Raw genomic sequence first — 19571 nt, 5'->3', positions numbered from 1 at the left:
ACGACTCTTCTTCCGTTCAGGGAAGGGCCTAACCCCGCGTCAGCTCCGTTCGCGCACGTCGAACCTGTCCCGGCCGGCGATGAGCTTGTCCAGCAGCATGATCAGCATCTGCCGCTCGGTCTCGGTGAGCACTCCGGCCCACTGCCGCTCCCGCTCGTTCTGCGCGCCGAAGATCTCCAGCATCGCCTCCCGGCCCCGCTCGGTCAGCGACAGGATCACCGACCGGCCGTCCCGCTCCCCGGGAGCGCGGACCATCATCCCGTCCGCGATCAGCGTCTTCGCCAGGTTGGACACCGCGGCCCGGCTCATCCCGGCCAGCGTGGCGGCCCGTCCCGGCTCCAGCGGCCCCGCGAGCCAGGTGACGAACAGCAGCCGGAAACCCGCCCACGAATGCCCGCGCGGCCGGTGCACCGTGGACTCCAGGTCGTAGGTGACGATCGCCGACGCGCGGTTGAGGGTCAGCAGCAGCCGCGTCGCGAGCGGATGCGGGAACCCGAACTCCTCCGACAGCCGGCGACCTGCGAGATCGACGAACGACCAGAAGTCCAACCCCTCGCTCTCACTCTCCGTGGCCGTCATCGCGGACCTCCCCCATCTGGTTCATGGATTGACTATTTAACCCCGGCCGGAATACGCGTGTCAGCGGGAGATCACCGGGAATCTCCCGGGGTGCGGGAAGCGGACCATGCTCGGGAGGGACGATGGCGACCGTCGCCGACCAGTTCATCGAAGTGCTGCGGCAGGCCGGCGTGCGGCGCGTCTACGGGGTGGTGGGCGACAGCCTCAACCCGATCGTGGACGCAGTCCGGCGGACGGGGGGCATCGACTGGGTGCACGTCCGCAACGAGGAGGCCGGGGCGTTCGCCGCGGCGGCGGAAGCGCAGGCCACGGGGCGGCTCGCGGTGTGCGCGGGAAGCTGCGGCCCCGGCAACACGCACCTCATCCAGGGCCTGTACGACGCGCACCGGTCGGGCGCGCCGGTGCTGGCGCTGGCGTCGCAGATCCCCAGCGAGCAGATCGGCAGCGGGTACTTCCAGGAGACACATCCGGAGCGCCTCTTCGCCGAATGCAGCCACTACTGCGAGGCGATCATCAACCCGGAGCAGATGCCGCGCATCCTGCGGACCGCGATCCAGCACGCGGTGGGGCTCGGCGGCGTCTCGGTGCTGACGCTCCCCGGCGACACGGCGAGCAAGGACACGGCGGTCCCCACCGGCGAGCACGACTTCCTCGTCCGCAAGGGGATCGTCCGCCCGCCGGCCGACCAGGTGGCGCAGCTCGCCGGGGCGCTGAACCGGGCGCGCAAGGTGATGCTGTTCTGCGGGGCCGGTGTTCAGGGCGCCCACGCCGAGGTGATGCAGCTCGCGCACAAGCTGCTCTCGCCGATCGGTCACGCACTGCGCGGCAAGGAATGGATCCAGTACGACAACCCGTTCGACGTCGGCATGAGCGGGCTGCTCGGCTACGGCGCCTGCTACGAGGCGACGCAGGAGGCCGATCTCGTCCTCCTGCTGGGCACCGACTTCCCCTACGACCAGTTCCTGCCGGGCAAGAACACCATCCAGGTGGACAATGACCCATCGAAACTGGGTCGCCGCACACCGCTCGACTTGGCCGTCCATGGTGATGTGGGGGAGACGCTCCGCCTCGTCCTCGACAAGGTCGAGCAGAAGCGCGACCAGTCGTACCTGGACGAGATGCTGCACCGCCACACACGCGCGCTGGAGACCGTCGTCTCCGCCTACACGCGCGACATCGAGAAGCACATCCCGATCCACCCCGAGTACGTCGCGAGCGTCCTGGACGACCTCGCCGCCGACGACGCGATCTTCACCGTGGACACCGGCATGTGCAACGTCTGGGTCGCCCGCTACATCACCCCCAACGGACGCCGCCGCGTCATGGGCTCGTTCTCCCACGGCTCCATGGCGAACGCGCTCCCGCACGCGATCGGCGCCCAGTACGGCGCGCCCGGACGGCAGGTCATCTCCGTCTCCGGCGACGGCGGCCTCGCGATGCTGCTCGGCGAACTCCTCACGGTCAAGCTCCACCGCCTCCCCGTGAAGATCATCGTGTTCAACAACGCGTCCCTCGGCATGGTGCGCCTCGAAATGATGGTGGACGGCTTCCCCGCCTACGAGACCGACCACGAGGCCGTCGACTACGCCGCGATCGCCGAGGCCGTGGGGATCGAGTCGGCCCGCGTGGAACGTCCGTCCGACGTCCGCACCGTGATGGAACGCGCCCTCGCCGCCCCCGGCCCCTACCTCCTGGACGTCGCCACCGACCCGAACGCCCTGTCCCTCCCGCCGCGCATCACCGCGCAGCAGGTGAAGGGCTTCGCCCTGTCCGCGGGCAAGACCGTCCTGACCGGCGGCGTCGGCAAGATGCTCGACCTGGCCCGCAGCAACCTCCGCAACATCCCGCGCCCCTGACCGCATCACGAAACGGCGAACCGTTGTCATGTTGCTGACAACGGGACGCCCGAATAGCTGGCTTGACGAAGAAGAGGACGAACGGCGTTATCCCTACGGTCGGTACCCATAACCACCCACCTACGGCCGGGAGCGGCAGATGAGCGGACGATCGTCGGAGTTCGGGCGCCGCACGGCGTTGGTCGCGCGGGCGGGCGGCATGTTCGTCCGGAGCGGGATGTGGCGCCCCGGACCGCCGCTGAAGGTCGCCCGCCAGCTCGGTGCGCTGCGCCGCTGGGGCACCCTGCTCGGCGGGACGGTCGTGTCCACTGCGGCCCGCGACCCCGACGCCGTCGCGATCATCGACGACGCGGGGGAGCTGACCTACGGCGAGGTCGACGCCCGCACCGACCGGCTGGCCGCCGCCCTCGGGCGGGCCGGTACCGCCCCCCGGGTCGCCGTCCTCTGCCGCAACCACCGGGGCATGGTCGAGACGCTCGTCGCGTGCAGCAAACGCGGCTCCGACCTTCTCCTGCTGAACACCGGGATGAGCACCGAGCAGCTCGTGGCCGCCGTTCAGGAGCAGGAGGCCGAGGTCGTCATCGCCGACTCCGAGTTCGCCGGCTTCATCGCGGCGGTGCCGAAGACGGTCCGCGTCATCGAGGCGGGCGGGCCGGGCTCGGAGCTGGAGAACCTCATCGTCACGGCGCCCGCCGGGCAGGTCGAGCCGCCGTCGAGGGCGGGCCGGACGATCGTCCTCAGCTCCGGTACGACCGGCCGGCCGAAGGGCGCCAACCGGCACTCGCGGCCCGGTCTGTCGCCGATGGTGTCGGTCCTGTCTCGCATTCCGTACCGGGTGCGCGAGCGGATGCTCATCGAGGCGCCGCTGTTCCACACCTGGGGATACGCGATGCTCCAGGCGGCGATCCCGCTGCGCGCCACGATCGTGCTGCGGTCCCGCTTCGACCCCGAGCAGACCCTCCGGACGATCGAGGCCACCCGGGCGACCGCGCTCGTCGCCGTCCCCGTCATGCTCCAGCGCATGCTGGACGTCCCGGACGCCGCGCGCCGCAAGCACGACACGTCCTCGATGCGGATCGCGGCCGTCAGCGGCTCGGCGCTGCCCGCGACGCTCGCCACCGCGTTCATGGACGAGTTCGGCGACGTCCTCTACAACATGTACGGGTCGACGGAGGCGTCGTGGGTCACCATCGCGACGCCCGCCGACCTGCGCGCCCGTCCCGACACGGCGGGCACCCCGCCGCCCGGGACGAAGGTCGCGATCCTGGACGACTCCGGCGAACGCGTCCCGCCGGGGACCACCGGACGGATCTTCGCCGCGAACGAGCTGCCGTTCGACGGCTACACCAGCGGCGACACCAAGGAGATGCGCGACGGCCTGATGAGCCTCGGCGACGTCGGGCACCTCGACGAGCAGGGCCGGCTGTTCGTGCAGGGCCGCGACGACGACATGATCGTCTCGGGCGGCGAGAATGTCTTCCCCGGCGCGATCGAGGAGGTCCTGACCGGCCTTCCGCAGGTACGGGAGGTCGCGGTGATCGGAGTGCCGGACGAGAAGTTCGGGCAGCGGGCCGCGGCGTTCATCGCCCTGCGCGACGGCGGCGCACTCGACGCCGACGCCGTCCGCACCCACGTCCGCGACCATCTCGCGCGCTTCGCCGTCCCCCGCGACGTGCACTTCGTCGACGCGCTCCCGCGCAACGCCACCGGCAAGGTCGCCCGCCGCGAACTCCAGGCGCACATAGACCAAGACCCGGCCTGACCGGACTGTCGCCCGTGCGGTTGGCGCCCGTGCGGCGTCCGCCGCCGGGTCGCGCTAGGCGTCGGCCGGTGGGCGTTCGGCGTCGACGATGAACCAGAGGCGGGTGCGGTGCGGGGCCTGGTCGAAGCCCCACTCGTCGGCGAGCGCGTCGACGACGGTGAGGCCGCGCCCGTGGTCGAGGCGCCGTTCGTCGTGGGGGGCCTCCCGGGCGGGCCCGTCGTCGGCGATGTCGACGCGGATCCGCCGGCCGTCGGTGAAGACCGTCACGGTGACGAGGCCGGTGCCGTGCAGGATGGCGTTGGCGACGGCCTCGGCGGCCATCAGCTCGACATCGTCCAGGAGCGACTCGTCCGCGACGACCTTCGCGGCACGCTCGCGGACGGTGCGGCGGGCCCGGCGGCCGCCGTCTCCGTCACCGGTGAACCCGAACGGTTCTCCGAGCCGTTCCATCCCCACGGTCACTCAATCACCACGCAGTCGAGTTGGAAGCGCACCGCAATCATTCACCTGCGGTGAGTGATCGGGCAATGCCATGGACGTATCGATCTCGGCCTTTCCGGGGCGGTTTCAGCGCTAGACGCGGAGCCTACGGTACGAGTTACCGCAACATCCGCGCATTGCGAAAATATGAAACAACGTCCATCTTCCTGCTCACTTCAGCGACAACCGGGTGGTCACTTCGGGGCCTGGACGCATGCCACCGTGCCCGTGTCCGAGTTATTGCTCACCTAGGCGTACAAAACAGGCATTTTCTCCGTCTCTCGGGCCGGATCGCCGGACGGCTTCCCCATGTCACCATCCGAATCATCAGCGTTTTCGCCGGGCGGCGGGGATGGGGGTGCCGCCGGCCGGTGACACCCCGGGCTCCGGCCGGAGCCCCACCCCCGGAGGTGCGCCATGCAAGCGGTCGTCCTGGCCTGCGCCGCGCAGGCCGTCTACATCGCCGCGTACGTCCTGTTCAAGACGGCCACCGGGCGGATGAGCCCGATCGGGGGCCGGCATCCGCTGCACGCCGCCGGACGGCTGGTGCGCGGCCCCCTGTGGTGGACCGGCGTCCTGGTGCTGCTGGCGGGCTTCGCGCTCTCGGCCACCGCGCTCGTCACGCTCCCCGTCGTCGCCACCCTCCCCGCCTTCGGGCTCAGCCTCGTCCTCCTGCTGGTCGTGGGGATGAGCGGGTTCGGTGAGCGGCCCACCTCGCGCGAGTGGCTCGCCGCGCTCATCACCGTGGCGGCGATGGTCGCGGCCGCGCTGTCGGTCCTGCCGGGCCACGGGGAGTCGCTTTCGGACGCCCTGCACAGGACGGGCGGCGCCGAGGCGGCCGCCGCGCTCCCGCTGTGGAAGGCGGCCCTCGTCTGCGTGCCCTCGCTGGCCCTGCCGCTCTGGATGTTCTGCGTGCGCGACCGCCAGGTCAGCGGCCGGCACGCGCGACCGCTGACCGGCATCGCCTACGGGCTCGGCGCGGGCGTCCTGCTGGGCGCCACCGAGGTCTTCGGCATGGGCATGGCGACGATGCTCGCCGGTGACCACCGGACGGACGTGCTGACCTCGCCGCACCCGTACCTGTTCCTGCTCGCCGGCGTCCTCGGGCTCGGGCTGCTGTCGATCGGGCTGCAGCGCTGCCGCCTCACCATCATCGTCACCGTCGTCACGGTGACCGCGAAGACGCATCTGCTGCTGTCGGCGACGCTGCTGTACGGGGAGCCGTGGCCGGGCGACTCCGGGCTGTTCCTGCTGCGGGTCGCGGGGGTCGGCCTGGCCGTCCTCGCGCTGCTGGCGTTCCCCCGCCACGAGCGCCGCGCGCGGATCGTCCGGGACGGCGTGGCGGCACGGCACTCGGCCGCACCGCGCGCCCTGCCCCCGGCGCCTTCGCGGCTGGCCTGAACTTCGATGTGCAATCTTGTCACTGTCAAGATAGGCTGGAGGTGACCCGAAGAAGGAGAACGCCGTGACCGCATCCAGCAGCACTGAGAACCCCGGCCTGGCCCGCCAGGTGTGGCACCAACTCGAACCCGTGCACGCCCTGTTCTGGTACTCGCCCGACGTGTTCGCCGAGGCGGAGGCGCTCGGCTACAAGGTGGACACCCGCTGGCCGAGCTACTTCGCCTGGCGCGCCGCACCCCTCGGCGCCGCCGGCGCGGAGGCGGTGTCGGCCGCCTTCTACAGCTTCAGCCCGCGCATGGTGGCCGAGCACATCCCCGCCGCCTGGACGGTCGCACCGCCCGAACGCGTCCTGGAGGCCCGCACCCGCGCCGTCGACCGGATGTACCGGAACCTGCTCGGCGACGCCATCGGCGCCCCCGGCATCGCCGAGGCCGCCGACCTGGCCCGCACCGCCACCGAGGCCGCGAGCACCGCCGGACGTCCCCTCGCCGCCGCCAACGCCGATCTCCCCTGGCCGGACGAGCCGCACCTCGCCCTCTGGCACGCCATCGGCGTCCTGCGCGAACAGCGCGGCGACGGCCACGTGGCCGCGCTCCTCACCGCCGGACTCGACCCGGCCGAGGCGCTCGTCTCGTTCGCCGCGATCGGCGCCGCACCCGTGGAGACGTTCGCGAGCCGCGGCTGGACGGACGACGAATGGGCCGCCGCCCGCGACCGCCTCGCGTCCCGGGGCCTCGTCAACGCCGACGGCACCGCGACCGACCGGGGCCGCGAACTGCGCGACTCCGTCGAGCGAACGACCGACGACCTCGCCTACGGTCCCTGGCGGACGCTGGGCGCCGAGAAGACCGACCGTCTCACGCAGCTCACCATGCCGATCCTGTTCAAGGTCCTGGAGAGCGGCCTACTCCCCGCACAGAACACCCTCGGCATTGGTCGCGTTTAACTGCTGTGTTTGCTTTGCAGTGCCCTTGGCGTCGGGCGCTGGAGCGCCCTCCTTCGGCGGGCACTGCGGTGCGATCGCTGTGTTTGCCCCGCAGTGCCCTTGGCGTCGGGCCCTGGAGGGCCCTCCTTCGGCGGGCACTGCGCCGCGATCGCTGCATCGCTCCGGCTCGCCTTGCGGCTCGCTGCGCGATCAGGTTTCTCGCTTCGCTCGGAACCTGCCTTCGGACGCGATCGCGATGGTTTTGGTCGTTGTGGGGCCGGGGTGATGGCCGGGGTCGTTGGTTCCGTTGGATCCGCCTGGCTTCGGGGGGCTTGCTTGAGGCCGTTGGCGGGTCGAGGTGATGGCCGGTGCGGCCGGGGGAGGCTTCGGGGGGCGGCGGAGATGGGCGGCGCGTAGGGCGACCTCGATCCCGAAGCGTGCTTCCGGGTCGTCCAGTTCGTCGCCGAAGGTCTGCTCGATCTTGCGCATCCGGTACCGGACGGTCTGCGGGTGGATGTGCAGCAACTCGGCGATCTCGGCGGCGGTGCCGCGGGTCACGAGCCAGGTCCGGAGCGTCTCGGTCAGCCGGTCCTGCTGGCCGGGCGTCATGCCGTCCAGGACGCCGAGGCGCCGCCGGGTCAGCTGCTCGACCAGCGCCGGGTCCGACAGCAGCCACAGCGGGACGAGGTGGTCCTCGCACAGGGTCACCGGGCCGTCGCCGAGGACACCGTCGAGCGCCAGGCCGAGCGCCCGGCGGGCCCAGCGCAGCGAGTCCGCCGCCTGGCCGGGCGGCATGGTGAGGCCGACCGCGACCCGGCGGCCGGGGAGCGCCGCGTCCAGCATCGTGCGGCGGCCGGCCGTGAACGGGCCGGGCAGCAGGAGGTGCGGTTCGGCGCACTCCAGGTCGGCGAGGACGTCCTCGTCCAGTGAAGTCCACTCGCAGCGGGCGTCCGGCTCGACGGCGACCAGCGTGACCTCGTCCGGGACGGCCCAGCCGGACGCCTCGGCCAGTTCGGCGACGACGCCGTCCCCGGGTTCCGGGTCGTCCAGGAGGAGGCGGAACAGCCGCCGGCGCCGCTCGTCGAGCGCCGGGATCGGGCGCTCCTTGGCCCGCCGGTAGCCGTCGAGGGAGTGCGCCGCGAGGTCGTCCAGGTAGATGAACAGCGCCTCCGCCAGCCGCGACATGACGGCGGAGGAGATGTCGTAGCGCGGCGCGACCTTCATGACGCGCCGCCACGCGACCTGCCCGCCGATCCGGTAGGCGGCCTGCAGGCAGTCCATGCTGCGGCCCTCGTGCGCCTCGTACTGGCCGAGCATTCGGGCCGTGCCGGCGGAGTCCTCGCTGACCCCGGACGCGCCGGGGAGCGCGGCGACACGGTCGACGAACGCGGCCAGGTTGTGCTCCACGCTCAGCCGCAGCACATGGCCGTAGGGCCCGTCGAGCGGCCGGGCGTACTCGGGGATGGCGCGGCGGATCTCGGTGACGATCTCCTCGGCGAGGCTCGGCAGCTCCGGCCGCATCAGCCGGGCCAGCCGCGGCGGGAGCCGGCCGTCGCGATCGAAGGGATCAACGGATTCGAGGGCTGCTCTGGTCATCGACACTGACACACCTCCGTCTGAGCCCGGTGTGATGCGGGGCACACCGACGTTACGCAGGCCCCGTGCGCCACTTCTCTAGAGCTGAAGAACAAATCCCCGTGGCCACTGCTCACCCACTTATAAGTAACTGCCACCGTTGCGCGGCCGGCACCGGACGACACAGTTCTGTCGAATATGAGGAACATGAATAATCCTCTTATCCTGCTCCGCTCCGCACCCGCGTCCGGCCCTGCCGGACGGCTCCGTCCCGTTCACATGCGGCGTGTTGCCCTTGCGAGGCCGCCGATAAGGGCGACACGCCGTAACTCAACGGGCTCGGGACGGGGGAGGCCGTCGGGCGGGGTGGTCGCGGCGGCCGGTCGGGGGCTACCGGTTCGCGACAAATTCAAATGTGCGTCCAAATGAAAGTTGTCATTTGATGATAATGATCGATTCGGGTCGGTGTTCGGTCGCGGCGATACCTTAGTCAACTGAGTGAATCGCGCCCTCTTCTTCGTCACGGACTCGATTTATCCGGAGCCGGACGTTCATTACGGTCCTTGACTCTGACCGTGACGATCGAGGGGGTGGAGTGCGTTGGCCGCCTCGGTAGCGGTGGACAGGGCCGGGCCGGCGACGGACGTCCTGGCGCGCCAGGATCGGCTGCGGGCGTCGCTCTACGGGTGGCTGGGCCCGCTCGCCGTCGCGGCGTTCGCCGGGATGCTGGTGTTCCACCGGCTCGGCTCCCCGCACGCGCTCATCTGGGACGAGACGTACTACGCCAAGGACGCCTGGGCGTTCCTGCACTACGGCGTCGAGCACAACTGGAACGTCGGGACGGACGGCGAGCCCGCCAACGGCCACTTCCTCGCCGGGCGGCCGGTCGCCGGGCTGGCGGGCGGCGCGGAGTGGGCCGCCCATCCGCCGCTCGGGAAGTGGTTCATCGCCGCCGGGATGGCGGTCTTCGGCTCGGACCCGTTCGGCTTCCGCTTCGCGGCCGGCGTCGCCGGCGTCCTCGCCGTGCTGCTGCTGGCGCGCATCGCGCGGCGGCTGACCGGCTCGACCGTGCTCGGCTGCGCGGCGGGCCTGCTGCTGGCGCTGGACGGGTCGTGGCTCGTGTCCAGCCGGGCGTCGATGCTCGACATCTTCCTGCTCGTCTGGCTGCTCGCCGGGTTCGGCTGCCTCCTCATCGACCGCGACAGGACCCGCTCGGCCCTGGGGGCGAGGTCCGGTGGGCCGTTCGTCAGGCACGGGTGGCGGGTCGGTGCCGGGGTCTGCTTCGGGCTCGCCTGCGGGACGAAATGGTCCGGCGTCTACGCGATGCTCCTCTTCTGGGCGCTGGCCCTGATCTGGGACCGGAACGCGCGCAAGGACGCCGGAGTCGCCCGCCCGTGGCGCGGCATGCTGAAGCTGGACATGGCGCCCTCCCTCCTCCAAGTGTGGCTCGTCGCCGGGGTCGTCTACGTGTGCAGTTGGTGGGGGTGGTTCGCGTCCGGGACGGGCCTGCAGAAGGCCCTGTTCGGGCGGACGTTCCCCGGGTTCCAGCGCGACTGGGCCGACCTCCATCCGAGCGACGTCTGGCCCACGTTCCTGAACCCGCTCCGGTCGCTGTGGCACTACCACGCGATGACCCTCGACTTCCACAGCGGCGTGACGAGCCCCAACCCCGGCCAGTCGTGGCCGTGGCAGTGGCCCTACCTGGGGCATCCGGCCGTCATGTGGCGCACGTCCGTTCCACGCGGGCAGGACGGGTGTGACGCGGCGAAGTGCGTCGGCGAGGTCGTCCACCTCGGCACGCCCGCGATCTGGTGGTTCTCCATCGCGGCGCTGCTCACCATGGCGGTCTACGCGGTCCTGTTCCGGGACTGGCGGGCCACCGCCGTGATCGGCGGCTACCTGGCGGGCCTGCTGCCGTGGATCCCGGCCGCGTTCGACGGCCGGACGATGTACTCCACGTACGCGCTGCAGATGCTGCCGTTCGCGATCCTCGCGATCGTCCTGCTCTACGAAGGGATCTTCGTCCCGTACCGCGGCAGCCCGGTGAAACGCACGGTGATCCGCGCGGCCGGGGCCGCCTACCTCGCGGTCGTCGCGGCGAACCTGCTCTACCTCCATCCGATCCTCACGGGCGAGGCGCTCCCGGAGGCGGAGCGGCTCGCACGCCTGTGGCTCCCCGGCTGGACGTGACCCGTGATCCATGACCCCAGACCCCGATGCCCGATGCCTCGTGACCGGTGAGTCCGCATGAGCGCAGCTTCAGGAGAGGTGACCGACCATGAGAATCCGGGCCCGCTGGGCGCTGGGGGCGGTGACGGCGATCGGGCTCGGCACGGTCGTGTCCGGGTCGCTGCCCGGCGGTACCGCGACGGCACAGGAGGCCGACGCGGCGCTGAGCTACACGTGCCGGTTCCCGTCCGGGTCGTCCCATGGGGTCGGCGTCCGGGTGCGGGGGACGTTCCCCGAGGAGGGGACGGCCGGCGAAGCGGTCCGGCCCGGTCGGGTCACGGCGACGCTGACGATCCCGGAGGCCGCGCTCCCCGAGGTGACGGCGCTCGGCGGCGCCTCCGTCGCGGGCACCGCCCGGCTCGAGACGACCGCGACCCAGAACGGAACGTCGACGCCGGTGGTGTGGGACGGGCTGACCACGCCGTCCACGCCGCTGCCGGAGGGCGCCGACCTGGAACTGGCCGCGTCGGGCGACGTCCCGCCGGTGACGTCCGCGGGAACCGGCGGCCTGACGTTCACGGCCGGGGATCTGGCGCTGACGCTCGATCCGCGCGACGAGAACGGCGGCGCCCGCAAGGACGCGACGTCGCTGGCGGCCACGTGCTCGCCGTCCGGGGAGCAGGATCTGACGCTCGCCACCGTCCCGGTGCGGGCGGGGAAGGCCCCGGCGCCGAGGACGGCCGCAGCGCCCGAGGCGGGGCCGCCCGCCGCCGAGGCCCCGGGCGGGACGCCCCCGGAGTGCGGTACCTACACCGGGCCGACCGACGACTGGATGCCGGGCTGCGTCTACCTGTCCGGGTTCTCCAACGTCGCCAAGCTCAAGGGTGCGACGGTGCTGAACGACCCCGAGCTCGCCGAACCGGCGCTCACCAACATGATCTACATGATCACGAAGACGGGCGCCTCGGTACGGCAGCGGTTCGTCGCGCCGCTGCGGTCGACGTCCACCTTCCTGACGTTCGGCCTCATGCCCACCACCGCGACGATGGAGATGACGCAGCGGCCCCTGAAACCCGGTGACCCGGACGGGCCCCAGGACTACGGGACGTTCGACGCGGTCAGCGACCTGCAGACCGGAATCCAGTCGGTCAGCGCCCACATGCGGATGTCGATCCGGATCCGCGACGTGAAGGTCAACGGCACACCCCTGGACGTGGGCGCGAACTGCCGCACGGCCACCGACGCCGATATCACGCTCAAAGGACAGATGCCCAACATCCTGCAGGGCGGGGTGGTCGAAGGGACCTTCACCGTCCCGGCGTTCCGCGGATGCGGCGTCGGCGAGGACCTCGACCCGCTGCTCAACGGCTCGGTCGCCGGCCCCGGGAACCTGCTGCGCGTGACGCTCGGGTCGACCTGCATCCCGTTCGCCGACATCAGCTGCCCGCCCGTACTTCCGCAGCCGTCCCGCAATCCGGGCTGACCGCTCCGCCGAGCCGAGCCGCCCGCCGAAGAGAGGAGCAATGCCGTGACCACACGCCCGAAGGACGACTGGCGCCGCTGGATCGCCGAGAACCTGCTGCTCGGCAATCCGCCGGAAGCGATCCGCCCGGTCCTGGTCAAGAACGGATTCACCGAGGAGGAGGCCGCCCGCGAGGTGTCCGGGGCGCTCGCCAGCCCGTACGTGCAGGGCGCGTCCCGGATCGCGAACCGGCTGCGCAAGCGCGAATGGACCCTCACCGTCTACGGCCGGCTCGCCCGGATGCGCGCCGCCGGCGGTGAGATCGAACGCCGGGAACGGCTCTCGCGGGACGAGTTCTTCGAGGAGTACTACTTCCAGAACCGCCCGGTCATCATCACCGGGATGCTCAAGTCGTGGCCCGCGTGCACGAAATGGGACCTCGGGTACCTCCGCGCCACCTGCGGCGACCAGGAGGTCGAGGTGCAGTTCGGACGCGAGTCCGACGAGAACTACGAGATCAACGGGCCGCAGCACAAGAAGCTCATGCCGTTCCGCGAGTACGTCGACATGGTCGAGGCCGCCGGGACGACGAACGACTTCTACATGACGGCCAACAACACGTCCCGCAACCAGGAGGCCCTGGACGTCCTGTGGGACGACATCGACCCGCTCGGTGAGTATCTCGACGGCGACGCGCGGGGCAGGAGCTTCTTCTGGCTCGGCCCGCCCGGGACGAAGACGCCGTTCCACCACGACCTCACCAACAACTTCATGGCGCAGGTCATGGGCCGCAAGAAGATCAAAATGGTGCCGCTGCACGACACTGCGTTCATCTACAACACCGTCCACTGCTATTCGGAGGTGGACGCGAGCGCGATCGACTACGACCGGTTCCCCTCGATGCGGAAGGCGCAGGTGCTGGAGTGCACGCTCGCGCCCGGCGAGCTGCTGTTCATCCCGATCGGCTGGTGGCACTACGTCGAGGGCCTGGACGCCACGATCACGATGAGCTTCACCAACTTCCAGCGCTACAACGACTTCGCGTCTGACTACACGACGTACAAGCACCTCTGAGTATCCGCGCGGCGACCGGAAAACGATCGCCGGATGACAAATTCTCGGCCGCTGAATCGGCGTCCGGCCCGCGGTTGGGCAATTGTTGTCATCCGGCGAGCGCCGGTCGCCGAGGCATTCTATGAAAATGTCATTTTCCGCGCGTTTTCGGCTTTTGAAAATGACCTTGGATTCATGTTGAGCCGGTGAGTGTAACTGTCTTCGAATTTGTCAGCGGACCGTAAAGACACCCCCGGTACCGGTCGGTAGCTTTCGGTTCGCAGTTTCGCCACTCGGTCCCTTCCGACGAAAGGCAGAAAATGGAAGACAAGCTCAGCAGGCGCGGCCGGCGCTCGGCCAGGGGCCTCGCGGTCGCGGCCATCGGCGGACTCGGCCTGTCGGCGCTCGGCGTCATCAGCGCCGCCCCCGCCGCGGCGGTGCCGGTCCACCAGACGATCAACTACCACTGCGTCTTCCCGCTGATCGGCAACCAGCCGCTCACGGTCGACGTCCGGTCGGACATCCCGGCGGAGATCCCCGTCGGCGAGATGACCCCGGCGTTCCAGATCGAGGCGACCGCGCACATCACCGGGACCATCACCAACGGTCTCCGCGCGGTGAGGGCCACCACCATCGAGGGGACGGCGACGGCCGACGCGATGCTGTCGGTGCCCGAGATGCCCCAGCTGCCGGTGGCCGTCGACGCGGTCATCGCGCAGACGGACATCCCGCAGGAGGCGGGCGCGGAGTGGGACCTGATCGCCACGGGCGCCGCCCCGCAGCTGGTCTTCACCCAGGCCGGCCACGGCGAGATCCACGTCGGGGACATGGTCCAGCGCATCAACCCGAGGAAGGCCGACGGCACCCCGGTGTGGGAGGGCGGCCAGAACGTCCAGTGCACCAAGGACCCGGGCCAGGACGCCCCGTTCGCCACCTTCGAGATCACCGACGGCACCCCCACCCCCACCCCCACCCCTACGCCCACCCCGACCCCGACGCCCACGCCGACCCCGACCCCGACTCCTACCCCCACGCCCACCCCCACGCCGACTCCTACGCCCACCCCGACGCCGACTCCCACCCCCACGCCTACGCCCACCCCGACCCCCACCCCGACTCCTACGCCCACCCCCACGCCGACTCCCACCCCTACCCCCACGCCGACTCCCACCCCCACCCCCACCCCGACTCCTACGCCCACCCCCACGCCGACCCCCACGCCCACCCCCACTCCGACCCCCGGCGGTGAGCACTACGAGTTCAGCCTCGCCGGCGAGACCTTCGTGAAGGCGGCGAACGGCACGGCGCCGCTGACCGGCTCCGTCGCCGCGGAACTCGACCTCAACACCGGCGACGTCACCGCGGACCTGCAGATCGCCCCGACCAAGGGCAACTTCCAGGTCCTCGGGTTCCTGCCGGTGACCGCCGACATCGGCCTCGTCACCCAGGGCCCGACGACCGGCCTCTACAAGAACGGCCAGCTGACCACCAACAGCACGGTCGTCACCAAGCTGGCGTCGTTCAGCGTGTTCGGCGCCATCCCGATCGGCGGCGGCGAGGAGTGCCAGACGGCCGAGCCGTCCACCATCCAGCTGCAGTCGGCCGAGGGCGAGTTCTTCGACCCGAACGCCGGCGGCGACATCAGCGGCGCGTACTCGCTGTCCGACATCGAGAACTGCGGGCCGCTCACCGGCATCCTCAACCTCTTCACCGCCGGTGACGGCAACACCATCGACCTGACCCTCACGCCCAAGGCGTGACGGCGGCGATGAGCTGACGGTCAATGCGACGCGGCCCCCGCCGTACCGGACGTGCGGCGGGGGCCCGTCCCGCCCCTGGCAGCCCGAGAGGCCGACACGTGCGAACGAAGAAGAAGAGAACGAAGGGCAGGGCCGGCGCGGCCCTCGCCGTGTCCGCCGCCATGCTGGCGTCGAGCCTCGCCGGCGTGGCGGGCGCGGGCCCGGCGGCCGCGGAGCCGGTGACCCTGGGGCTTGACTACCACTGCACGTTCCCGCTGCTCGGGCCGCAGCCGGTCCATGTGGAGCTGACCGCGGACGTTCCCGACCAGGTCGTCGTCGGCGAGGCGATGCCGGGGATCGTCGTCGACTCGGTGTCGACGGTGAACGCCGAGTCCGCCCGGGGCCTCGCCGCGCTGTACGCGGTGACGCTGGAGGGGAACGCGCTCGCCGACGCGACGCTGACCGTGCCCGAGATGCCGGGCGGCCTCCCCGTCGCGGTCGACTCCGTCCTGGAGAAGACACCGATCCCCGCGTCCGGCGCGTTCACGGTGAAGGGCCGGGGCAAAGCACCCGACCTGACCTTCACCCAGGTGGGGCCCGCCAAGATCACCGTCGGGAACCTCGTTCTCACCCTGACCCCGAGGACGGACGACGGCGGCGCGTCCGGCCTCGGCACCTTCGAGTCCGAGTGCACCCAGGACCCCGGGCAGAACAACGTCCTCGCCGACTTCGGCATCGTGCTGGACGGCGGGCAGGAACCCACCCAGTACGCGTTCGCGCTGGAGGGCTCGTCCACGATCAAGGCCTCCGGTGGAACCGTCCCGCTGACCGGCGGCCTGGACGCCGAGCTCACCGGCAACGCGATCACCGCGGACCTCACGCTCGACCCCTCCACCGCCCAACTGCAGGTCTTCGGCTTCCTGCCCGTGACGGCCGACGTCGCGTTCGCCCCCGAAGGCGGGACGACCGGGACCTACATGGACGGCGTGCTCACCACCACGTCCAAGGTGATCATCAGGCTGCCGGCGTTCGAGGTGTTCGGCGTCGTCCCGATCGGCGGCGGCGAGGAATGCCGGACGTCTGAGCCGTCCGGCATCACGCTGACCTCCGCGGCCGGCTTCGACCCGAACACGGGCGGCGCGCTCAGCGGCACCTACGACCTCCCGGCGCTCACCGGCTGCGGCCCGCTCACCGGCCTCCTCGGCTCCTCCGTCACGGGCCCGGACAACGAGATCAACGTGACGCTCACCAAGAAGGAGCGTGTGCCGTGACCCCCCACCTCCGCCGAGCCGCCCATCGTCCACCTGCGGCACGCCGCCCTCACCGGAGGCCGCAACTCACCCGAGGGCTCCTCCTGTGCGTCACGGCGGCCGCGCTGCTGACCTCACTGCCCACCACCCCCGCCTCCGCCACACCCCCCACCAAGGCCCCCACCGGAACACCCACCGTCACGCCCGCCGCGATGCCCGCCGGAACGCCTGCCGCGATACCCGCTGGGGTGCCTGTGGGGGTGGCTGGTGGGGTGGCGTTTGGTGATTCCGGGCCGGGTGGGGATGCGTTCTATACTCCGCCGGCGCCGTTGCCGGCGGGGGCGCCTGGGGACGTCATCCGGGTGCGGCCGGCGAAGGCCGGGCCGCCGGCCGCGCGGGTGCTCGCCGACGCGTGGCAGGTCATGTACCTGTCGACGAATGCGCTCGGGGAGCCGGTGGCGGTGACCGGGATGGTGCTGGTGCCGAAGAAGGCGGACGCGGCGCAGGCCCCGATCGTCGGCTTCGGGCCCGGTACCAGCGGGCCCGCGTTCCGTTGCGCGCCGTCCAGGTTCATCGACCAGGGCGCGTTCTACGAGCAGGCCGCGCTGAACGAGATGCTCGCGAAGGGCTACGCGGTCGCGGTCACCGACTACGAGGGCTACCACGAGAACCCCGCGACGACGTACGTGGTCGACTCGATGGGCTACGCGGTCATCGACGCCGTCCGCGCGGCGCAGCGGCTGCCCGATGCGGGCCTGTCGCAGTACGCCCGGGTCGCGTTCCGCGGCTACTCGCAGGGCGGCGCCGCCGCGATGTGGGCGGGGCAGAAGCAGCCCGGGTACGCGCCGGAGTTGAACCTCACCGGGGTCGTCGGCGGCGGAGTGCCGGCCGACCTCGCCTCCGTGGGGTTGCCGCTGGAGGGCAAGGATCCGTTCGGGTTCCTCCTCTACTCGATGATCGGCATGGACAACGCCTACCCCGAGTTGAACCTGGAGTCCCACCTCAACGACGCCGGCCGCGCCATGGTGAGCGGGCTCGAGGGGAACGGCTGCACGCTGGAGCTTCTGCTCGACCACCAGGGCAAGACGATCCCGGACTACTTCACCACCAGCCCGTTCGCGACGGAGGCGTGGCTGAACCGGGTCGCCCAGAACCGGCTCGGCACCGAGCCCGTCGCGGTCCCGGTGTTCCAGTACCACTCGACCGCCGACGAGATCGTCGCGTTCGGGCAGGCCGAGGAGCTGCGCGAGAGCTACTGCGCGCTCGGCGTCCCCGTCACCTGGAAGACCTGGGACGGGATAGGCCACATCACGCTCGTCTACCGCGGCAACGAGGACGCGATGGCCTTCCTCGCGGACCGGTTCGCCGGGAAGGCCGCCGCCCCGAACTGCTGAACGCCCAGTCGAAAAAGGAGAAAAGAAATGGTTCGGCGATTCATTGCCGGAGTGGCGCTGGCCTCGGTCGCCGCGTGCTCCGTGGCCGGATGCGGTTCGGAGGAGAAGAAGGACGGCCCGGAGGTCGCCTGGGCGGGGAAGGCGTGCGGTGTCCTGACGAAGGGCACCCCGCTTCAGGTGCCGAAACTGGACAACGCCAGTGTGCTGAAGTCCAAGGCGTCGCTCGTCAAGCTTCTCGAAGGCATCTCGGAACGGATGCGGACGCTGGAAATGGGTCTGGCGGGGCTCGGCGCCCCACCCGTCGGCAATGGCAAGGCACTGTTCACGACCGCCATGAGCAATTTGACGAGCACGCATTCGACGGTCACCACCGCGTCCCGGAACCTGGAGCGGGCGAAGGTGACCGACAAGAAGTCGCTGGAGCGGGCCGTCGGCCAGCTGGGGAAGGCGTTCGGGAAATACGGCGCCTATCAGGGGCCCGAGCAGGACTTCCGCAAGGACCCGAAGCTGAACGCGGCGTTCGACAAGGCCCCGGCGTGCAAGTCGCAGGGGAGTTGATCCGCGGTCAGGACGACGGCGCGCCGGAACGCCCGATGCAGGCCATGAGGGCCTTCTGCGTGCGGCCGTCCTGCGGGTTCGGCTGCCATGTGCTGACGTCGTCGGGGACCTTGACGCCCTGCTTGCGCATGCACTCGACGAACGCGTTCACGACCTCGGTCGGGACGGCCGAGGGCGTTCCAGGCGTTGTGCCGGAGCCGCCGCCCGTGGACGAGCCGTCGCCGCCGGCGGGCGGGGCGGTGGACGGGCTGCTCGTCGGCTGCGGAGTCGCGGTCGGCTCGGCGCCGTCACCGTCGCCGCCGCAGGCGGTGAGCGCCAGTGCCGGTACGAGCAGGACGGCCGCCAGATGACGTCGGTTCATTGGGGCTCCAGTGGTCGTGGGGGCCTCGACGATATCCAATGACGGCATGCCGCGTCCGCCCGCCCCGGGTTTTCCAATGCGCAAAACAATCGCGGCGGCCGGCCGAGAATATGTCATCGGCGGATAGAAAACGCCGCATCGTGAATTTGGTGGCGCTCCGCGTCTTGCGGGCAGAATTTACCGGCAAGTAGCTTCGTGAATGGGAAGGGAGGTCAATCATGGCGAGTTCCGTCATCGGATATCCGCTGGGCGCGTTGCGCGAAACCGGGCGGATGTTCGCGCTCGGCGCCACCGTGCTCGGCATGATGTTCCGGCGGCCGGTCCAGTTCCGCGAGTTCGTCCAGCAGTTCTGGTTCATCGCCAGCGTGACGATCCTGCCGACCGCGCTCGTGTCGATCCCGTTCGGCGCGGTGACCTCGCTGCAGGTCGGCTCCCTCACCCAGCAGTTCGGCGCGCAGTCGTTCACCGGCGCCGCCAGCGTCCTGGTGGTGATCCAGCAGGCCAGCCCGATGATCGTGGCGCTGCTGGTGTCCGGGGTGGCGGGCTCCACGATCTGCGCCGACATCGGGGCCCGGACGATCCGTGAGGAACTGGACGCGATGGAGGTCCTCGGAGTCTCGCCGATCCAGCGGCTCGTCGTCCCCCGCGTCCTCGCCTGCGTCGCCGTCGCGGTCCTGCTGAACGGCCTGGTCTCGGTCGTCGGCGTCGCGGGCGGCTACTTCTTCAACGTCCTGCTGCAGGGCGGCACGCCCGGCGCGTACGTGGCGAGCTTCTCCGCCCTCGCCCAGCTCCCCGACATCTACGTCGGCGAGGCGAAGGCGCTGCTGTTCGGGTTCGTCGCCGGCATCGTCGCCTCCTACCGGGGCCTGAACCCCAAGGGCGGGCCGAAGGGCGTCGGGGACGTCGTGAACCAGTCGGTCGTCATCACGTTCCTGCTGCTGTTCCTGCTCAACCTCGTCATCACCGGGATCTACCTGCAGGTCGTCCCGCCGAAGGGAGGCTGAGCG

The 19571-nt window shown here is 70.8% G+C and carries 16 protein-coding genes; 12 read left to right on the top strand and 4 right to left on the bottom strand.

Annotated elements, in window-relative coordinates; all coding sequences use genetic code 11:
* Window positions 1–39: 39 nt before the first annotated feature.
* A complete protein-coding gene (locus AB0C35_RS37915) occupies window positions 40–579 on the bottom strand; it encodes a MarR family winged helix-turn-helix transcriptional regulator (RefSeq protein WP_358466892.1) in 540 nt (179 codons plus the stop codon).
* Between the two features lie 122 nt (window positions 580–701).
* Here AB0C35_RS37915 and AB0C35_RS37910 point away from each other — a divergent pair, with 122 nt between their 5' ends.
* Together AB0C35_RS37910 and AB0C35_RS37905 are read left to right on the top strand one after the other, a co-directional pair.
* Complete coding sequence (locus tag AB0C35_RS37910) at window positions 702–2435, top strand: pyruvate dehydrogenase (RefSeq protein ID WP_358466890.1); 1734 nt, start codon at window positions 702–704, stop codon at window positions 2433–2435.
* A gap of 139 nt (window positions 2436–2574) precedes the next feature.
* The gene (locus AB0C35_RS37905; RefSeq protein WP_358466888.1) at window positions 2575–4197 is read left to right on the top strand and encodes an AMP-binding protein; all 1623 of its coding nucleotides are present in this window, start codon (window positions 2575–2577) and stop codon (window positions 4195–4197) included.
* Window positions 4198–4251: 54 nt separating this feature from the next.
* Here the strand turns inward: AB0C35_RS37905 and AB0C35_RS37900 are convergent, their stop codons facing one another.
* Window positions 4252–4659: an ATP-binding protein gene (locus tag AB0C35_RS37900; RefSeq protein ID WP_358466886.1), complete on the bottom strand. Its 408-nt coding sequence runs from the start codon at window positions 4657–4659 to the stop codon at window positions 4252–4254.
* Window positions 4660–5094: 435 nt separating this feature from the next.
* Between AB0C35_RS37900 and AB0C35_RS37895 the strand changes: the two genes are divergently transcribed.
* Together AB0C35_RS37895 and AB0C35_RS37890 are read left to right on the top strand one after the other, a co-directional pair.
* The gene (locus AB0C35_RS37895) at window positions 5095–6078 is read left to right on the top strand and encodes a hypothetical protein (protein WP_358466884.1); all 984 of its coding nucleotides are present in this window, start codon (window positions 5095–5097) and stop codon (window positions 6076–6078) included.
* Window positions 6079–6142: 64 nt separating this feature from the next.
* The gene (locus AB0C35_RS37890) at window positions 6143–7024 is read left to right on the top strand and encodes a hypothetical protein (RefSeq protein WP_358466882.1); all 882 of its coding nucleotides are present in this window, start codon (window positions 6143–6145) and stop codon (window positions 7022–7024) included.
* A gap of 189 nt (window positions 7025–7213) precedes the next feature.
* Here AB0C35_RS37890 and AB0C35_RS37885 read toward each other — a convergent pair whose 3' ends face one another.
* Window positions 7214–8599 carry a helix-turn-helix domain-containing protein gene (locus AB0C35_RS37885; RefSeq protein ID WP_358466880.1) on the bottom strand — a complete coding sequence of 462 codons (1386 nt, stop codon included), beginning with the start codon at window positions 8597–8599 and terminating at the stop codon, window positions 7214–7216.
* 579 nt (window positions 8600–9178) lie between these two features.
* On the opposite strand from AB0C35_RS37885, the gene AB0C35_RS37880 reads away from it, so the two are divergent.
* The 7 genes from AB0C35_RS37880 to AB0C35_RS37850 all read left to right on the top strand — a co-directional run bounded on the left by AB0C35_RS37880 (window position 9179) and on the right by AB0C35_RS37850 (window position 18203).
* Window positions 9179–10768 (top strand): phospholipid carrier-dependent glycosyltransferase, encoded by a 1590-nt coding sequence (locus tag AB0C35_RS37880; protein ID WP_358466878.1) that lies wholly within the window; start codon window positions 9179–9181, stop codon window positions 10766–10768.
* Window positions 10769–10856: 88 nt separating this feature from the next.
* Window positions 10857–12230 (top strand): DUF6801 domain-containing protein, encoded by a 1374-nt coding sequence (locus tag AB0C35_RS37875; protein ID WP_358466876.1) that lies wholly within the window; start codon window positions 10857–10859, stop codon window positions 12228–12230.
* A 45-nt stretch (window positions 12231–12275) separates the two neighbouring features.
* Window positions 12276–13283, top strand: coding sequence for a cupin-like domain-containing protein (locus AB0C35_RS37870; RefSeq protein ID WP_358466874.1), 1008 nt, complete (start codon window positions 12276–12278; stop codon window positions 13281–13283).
* A 299-nt stretch (window positions 13284–13582) separates the two neighbouring features.
* Window positions 13583–15022: a DUF6801 domain-containing protein gene (locus AB0C35_RS37865; RefSeq protein WP_358466872.1), complete on the top strand. Its 1440-nt coding sequence runs from the start codon at window positions 13583–13585 to the stop codon at window positions 15020–15022.
* A gap of 98 nt (window positions 15023–15120) precedes the next feature.
* Entirely contained in the window at window positions 15121–16272 is a 1152-nt protein-coding gene (locus AB0C35_RS37860) for a DUF6801 domain-containing protein (RefSeq protein WP_358466870.1), read from the top strand.
* 341 nt (window positions 16273–16613) lie between these two features.
* Entirely contained in the window at window positions 16614–17645 is a 1032-nt protein-coding gene (locus AB0C35_RS37855) for a lipase family protein (RefSeq protein WP_358466868.1), read from the top strand.
* Window positions 17646–17672: 27 nt separating this feature from the next.
* The gene (locus tag AB0C35_RS37850; protein ID WP_358466866.1) at window positions 17673–18203 is read left to right on the top strand and encodes a hypothetical protein; all 531 of its coding nucleotides are present in this window, start codon (window positions 17673–17675) and stop codon (window positions 18201–18203) included.
* A 7-nt stretch (window positions 18204–18210) separates the two neighbouring features.
* Here the strand turns inward: AB0C35_RS37850 and AB0C35_RS37845 are convergent, their stop codons facing one another.
* Window positions 18211–18564 carry a hypothetical protein gene (locus tag AB0C35_RS37845; protein WP_358466864.1) on the bottom strand — a complete coding sequence of 118 codons (354 nt, stop codon included), beginning with the start codon at window positions 18562–18564 and terminating at the stop codon, window positions 18211–18213.
* A gap of 218 nt (window positions 18565–18782) precedes the next feature.
* On the opposite strand from AB0C35_RS37845, the gene AB0C35_RS37840 reads away from it, so the two are divergent.
* The gene (locus AB0C35_RS37840) at window positions 18783–19568 is read left to right on the top strand and encodes an ABC transporter permease (protein ID WP_358466862.1); all 786 of its coding nucleotides are present in this window, start codon (window positions 18783–18785) and stop codon (window positions 19566–19568) included.
* Window positions 19569–19571: the final 3 nt, after the last annotated feature.

The sequence above is a fragment of the Spirillospora sp. NPDC048819 genome, from assembly GCF_040650055.1.
Classification (GTDB): Bacteria; Actinomycetota; Actinomycetes; order Streptosporangiales; family Streptosporangiaceae; genus Spirillospora.
The sequence above is the reverse complement of the archived record's forward strand: the minus strand, read 5'-3'. Positions and strand labels throughout refer to the sequence as shown.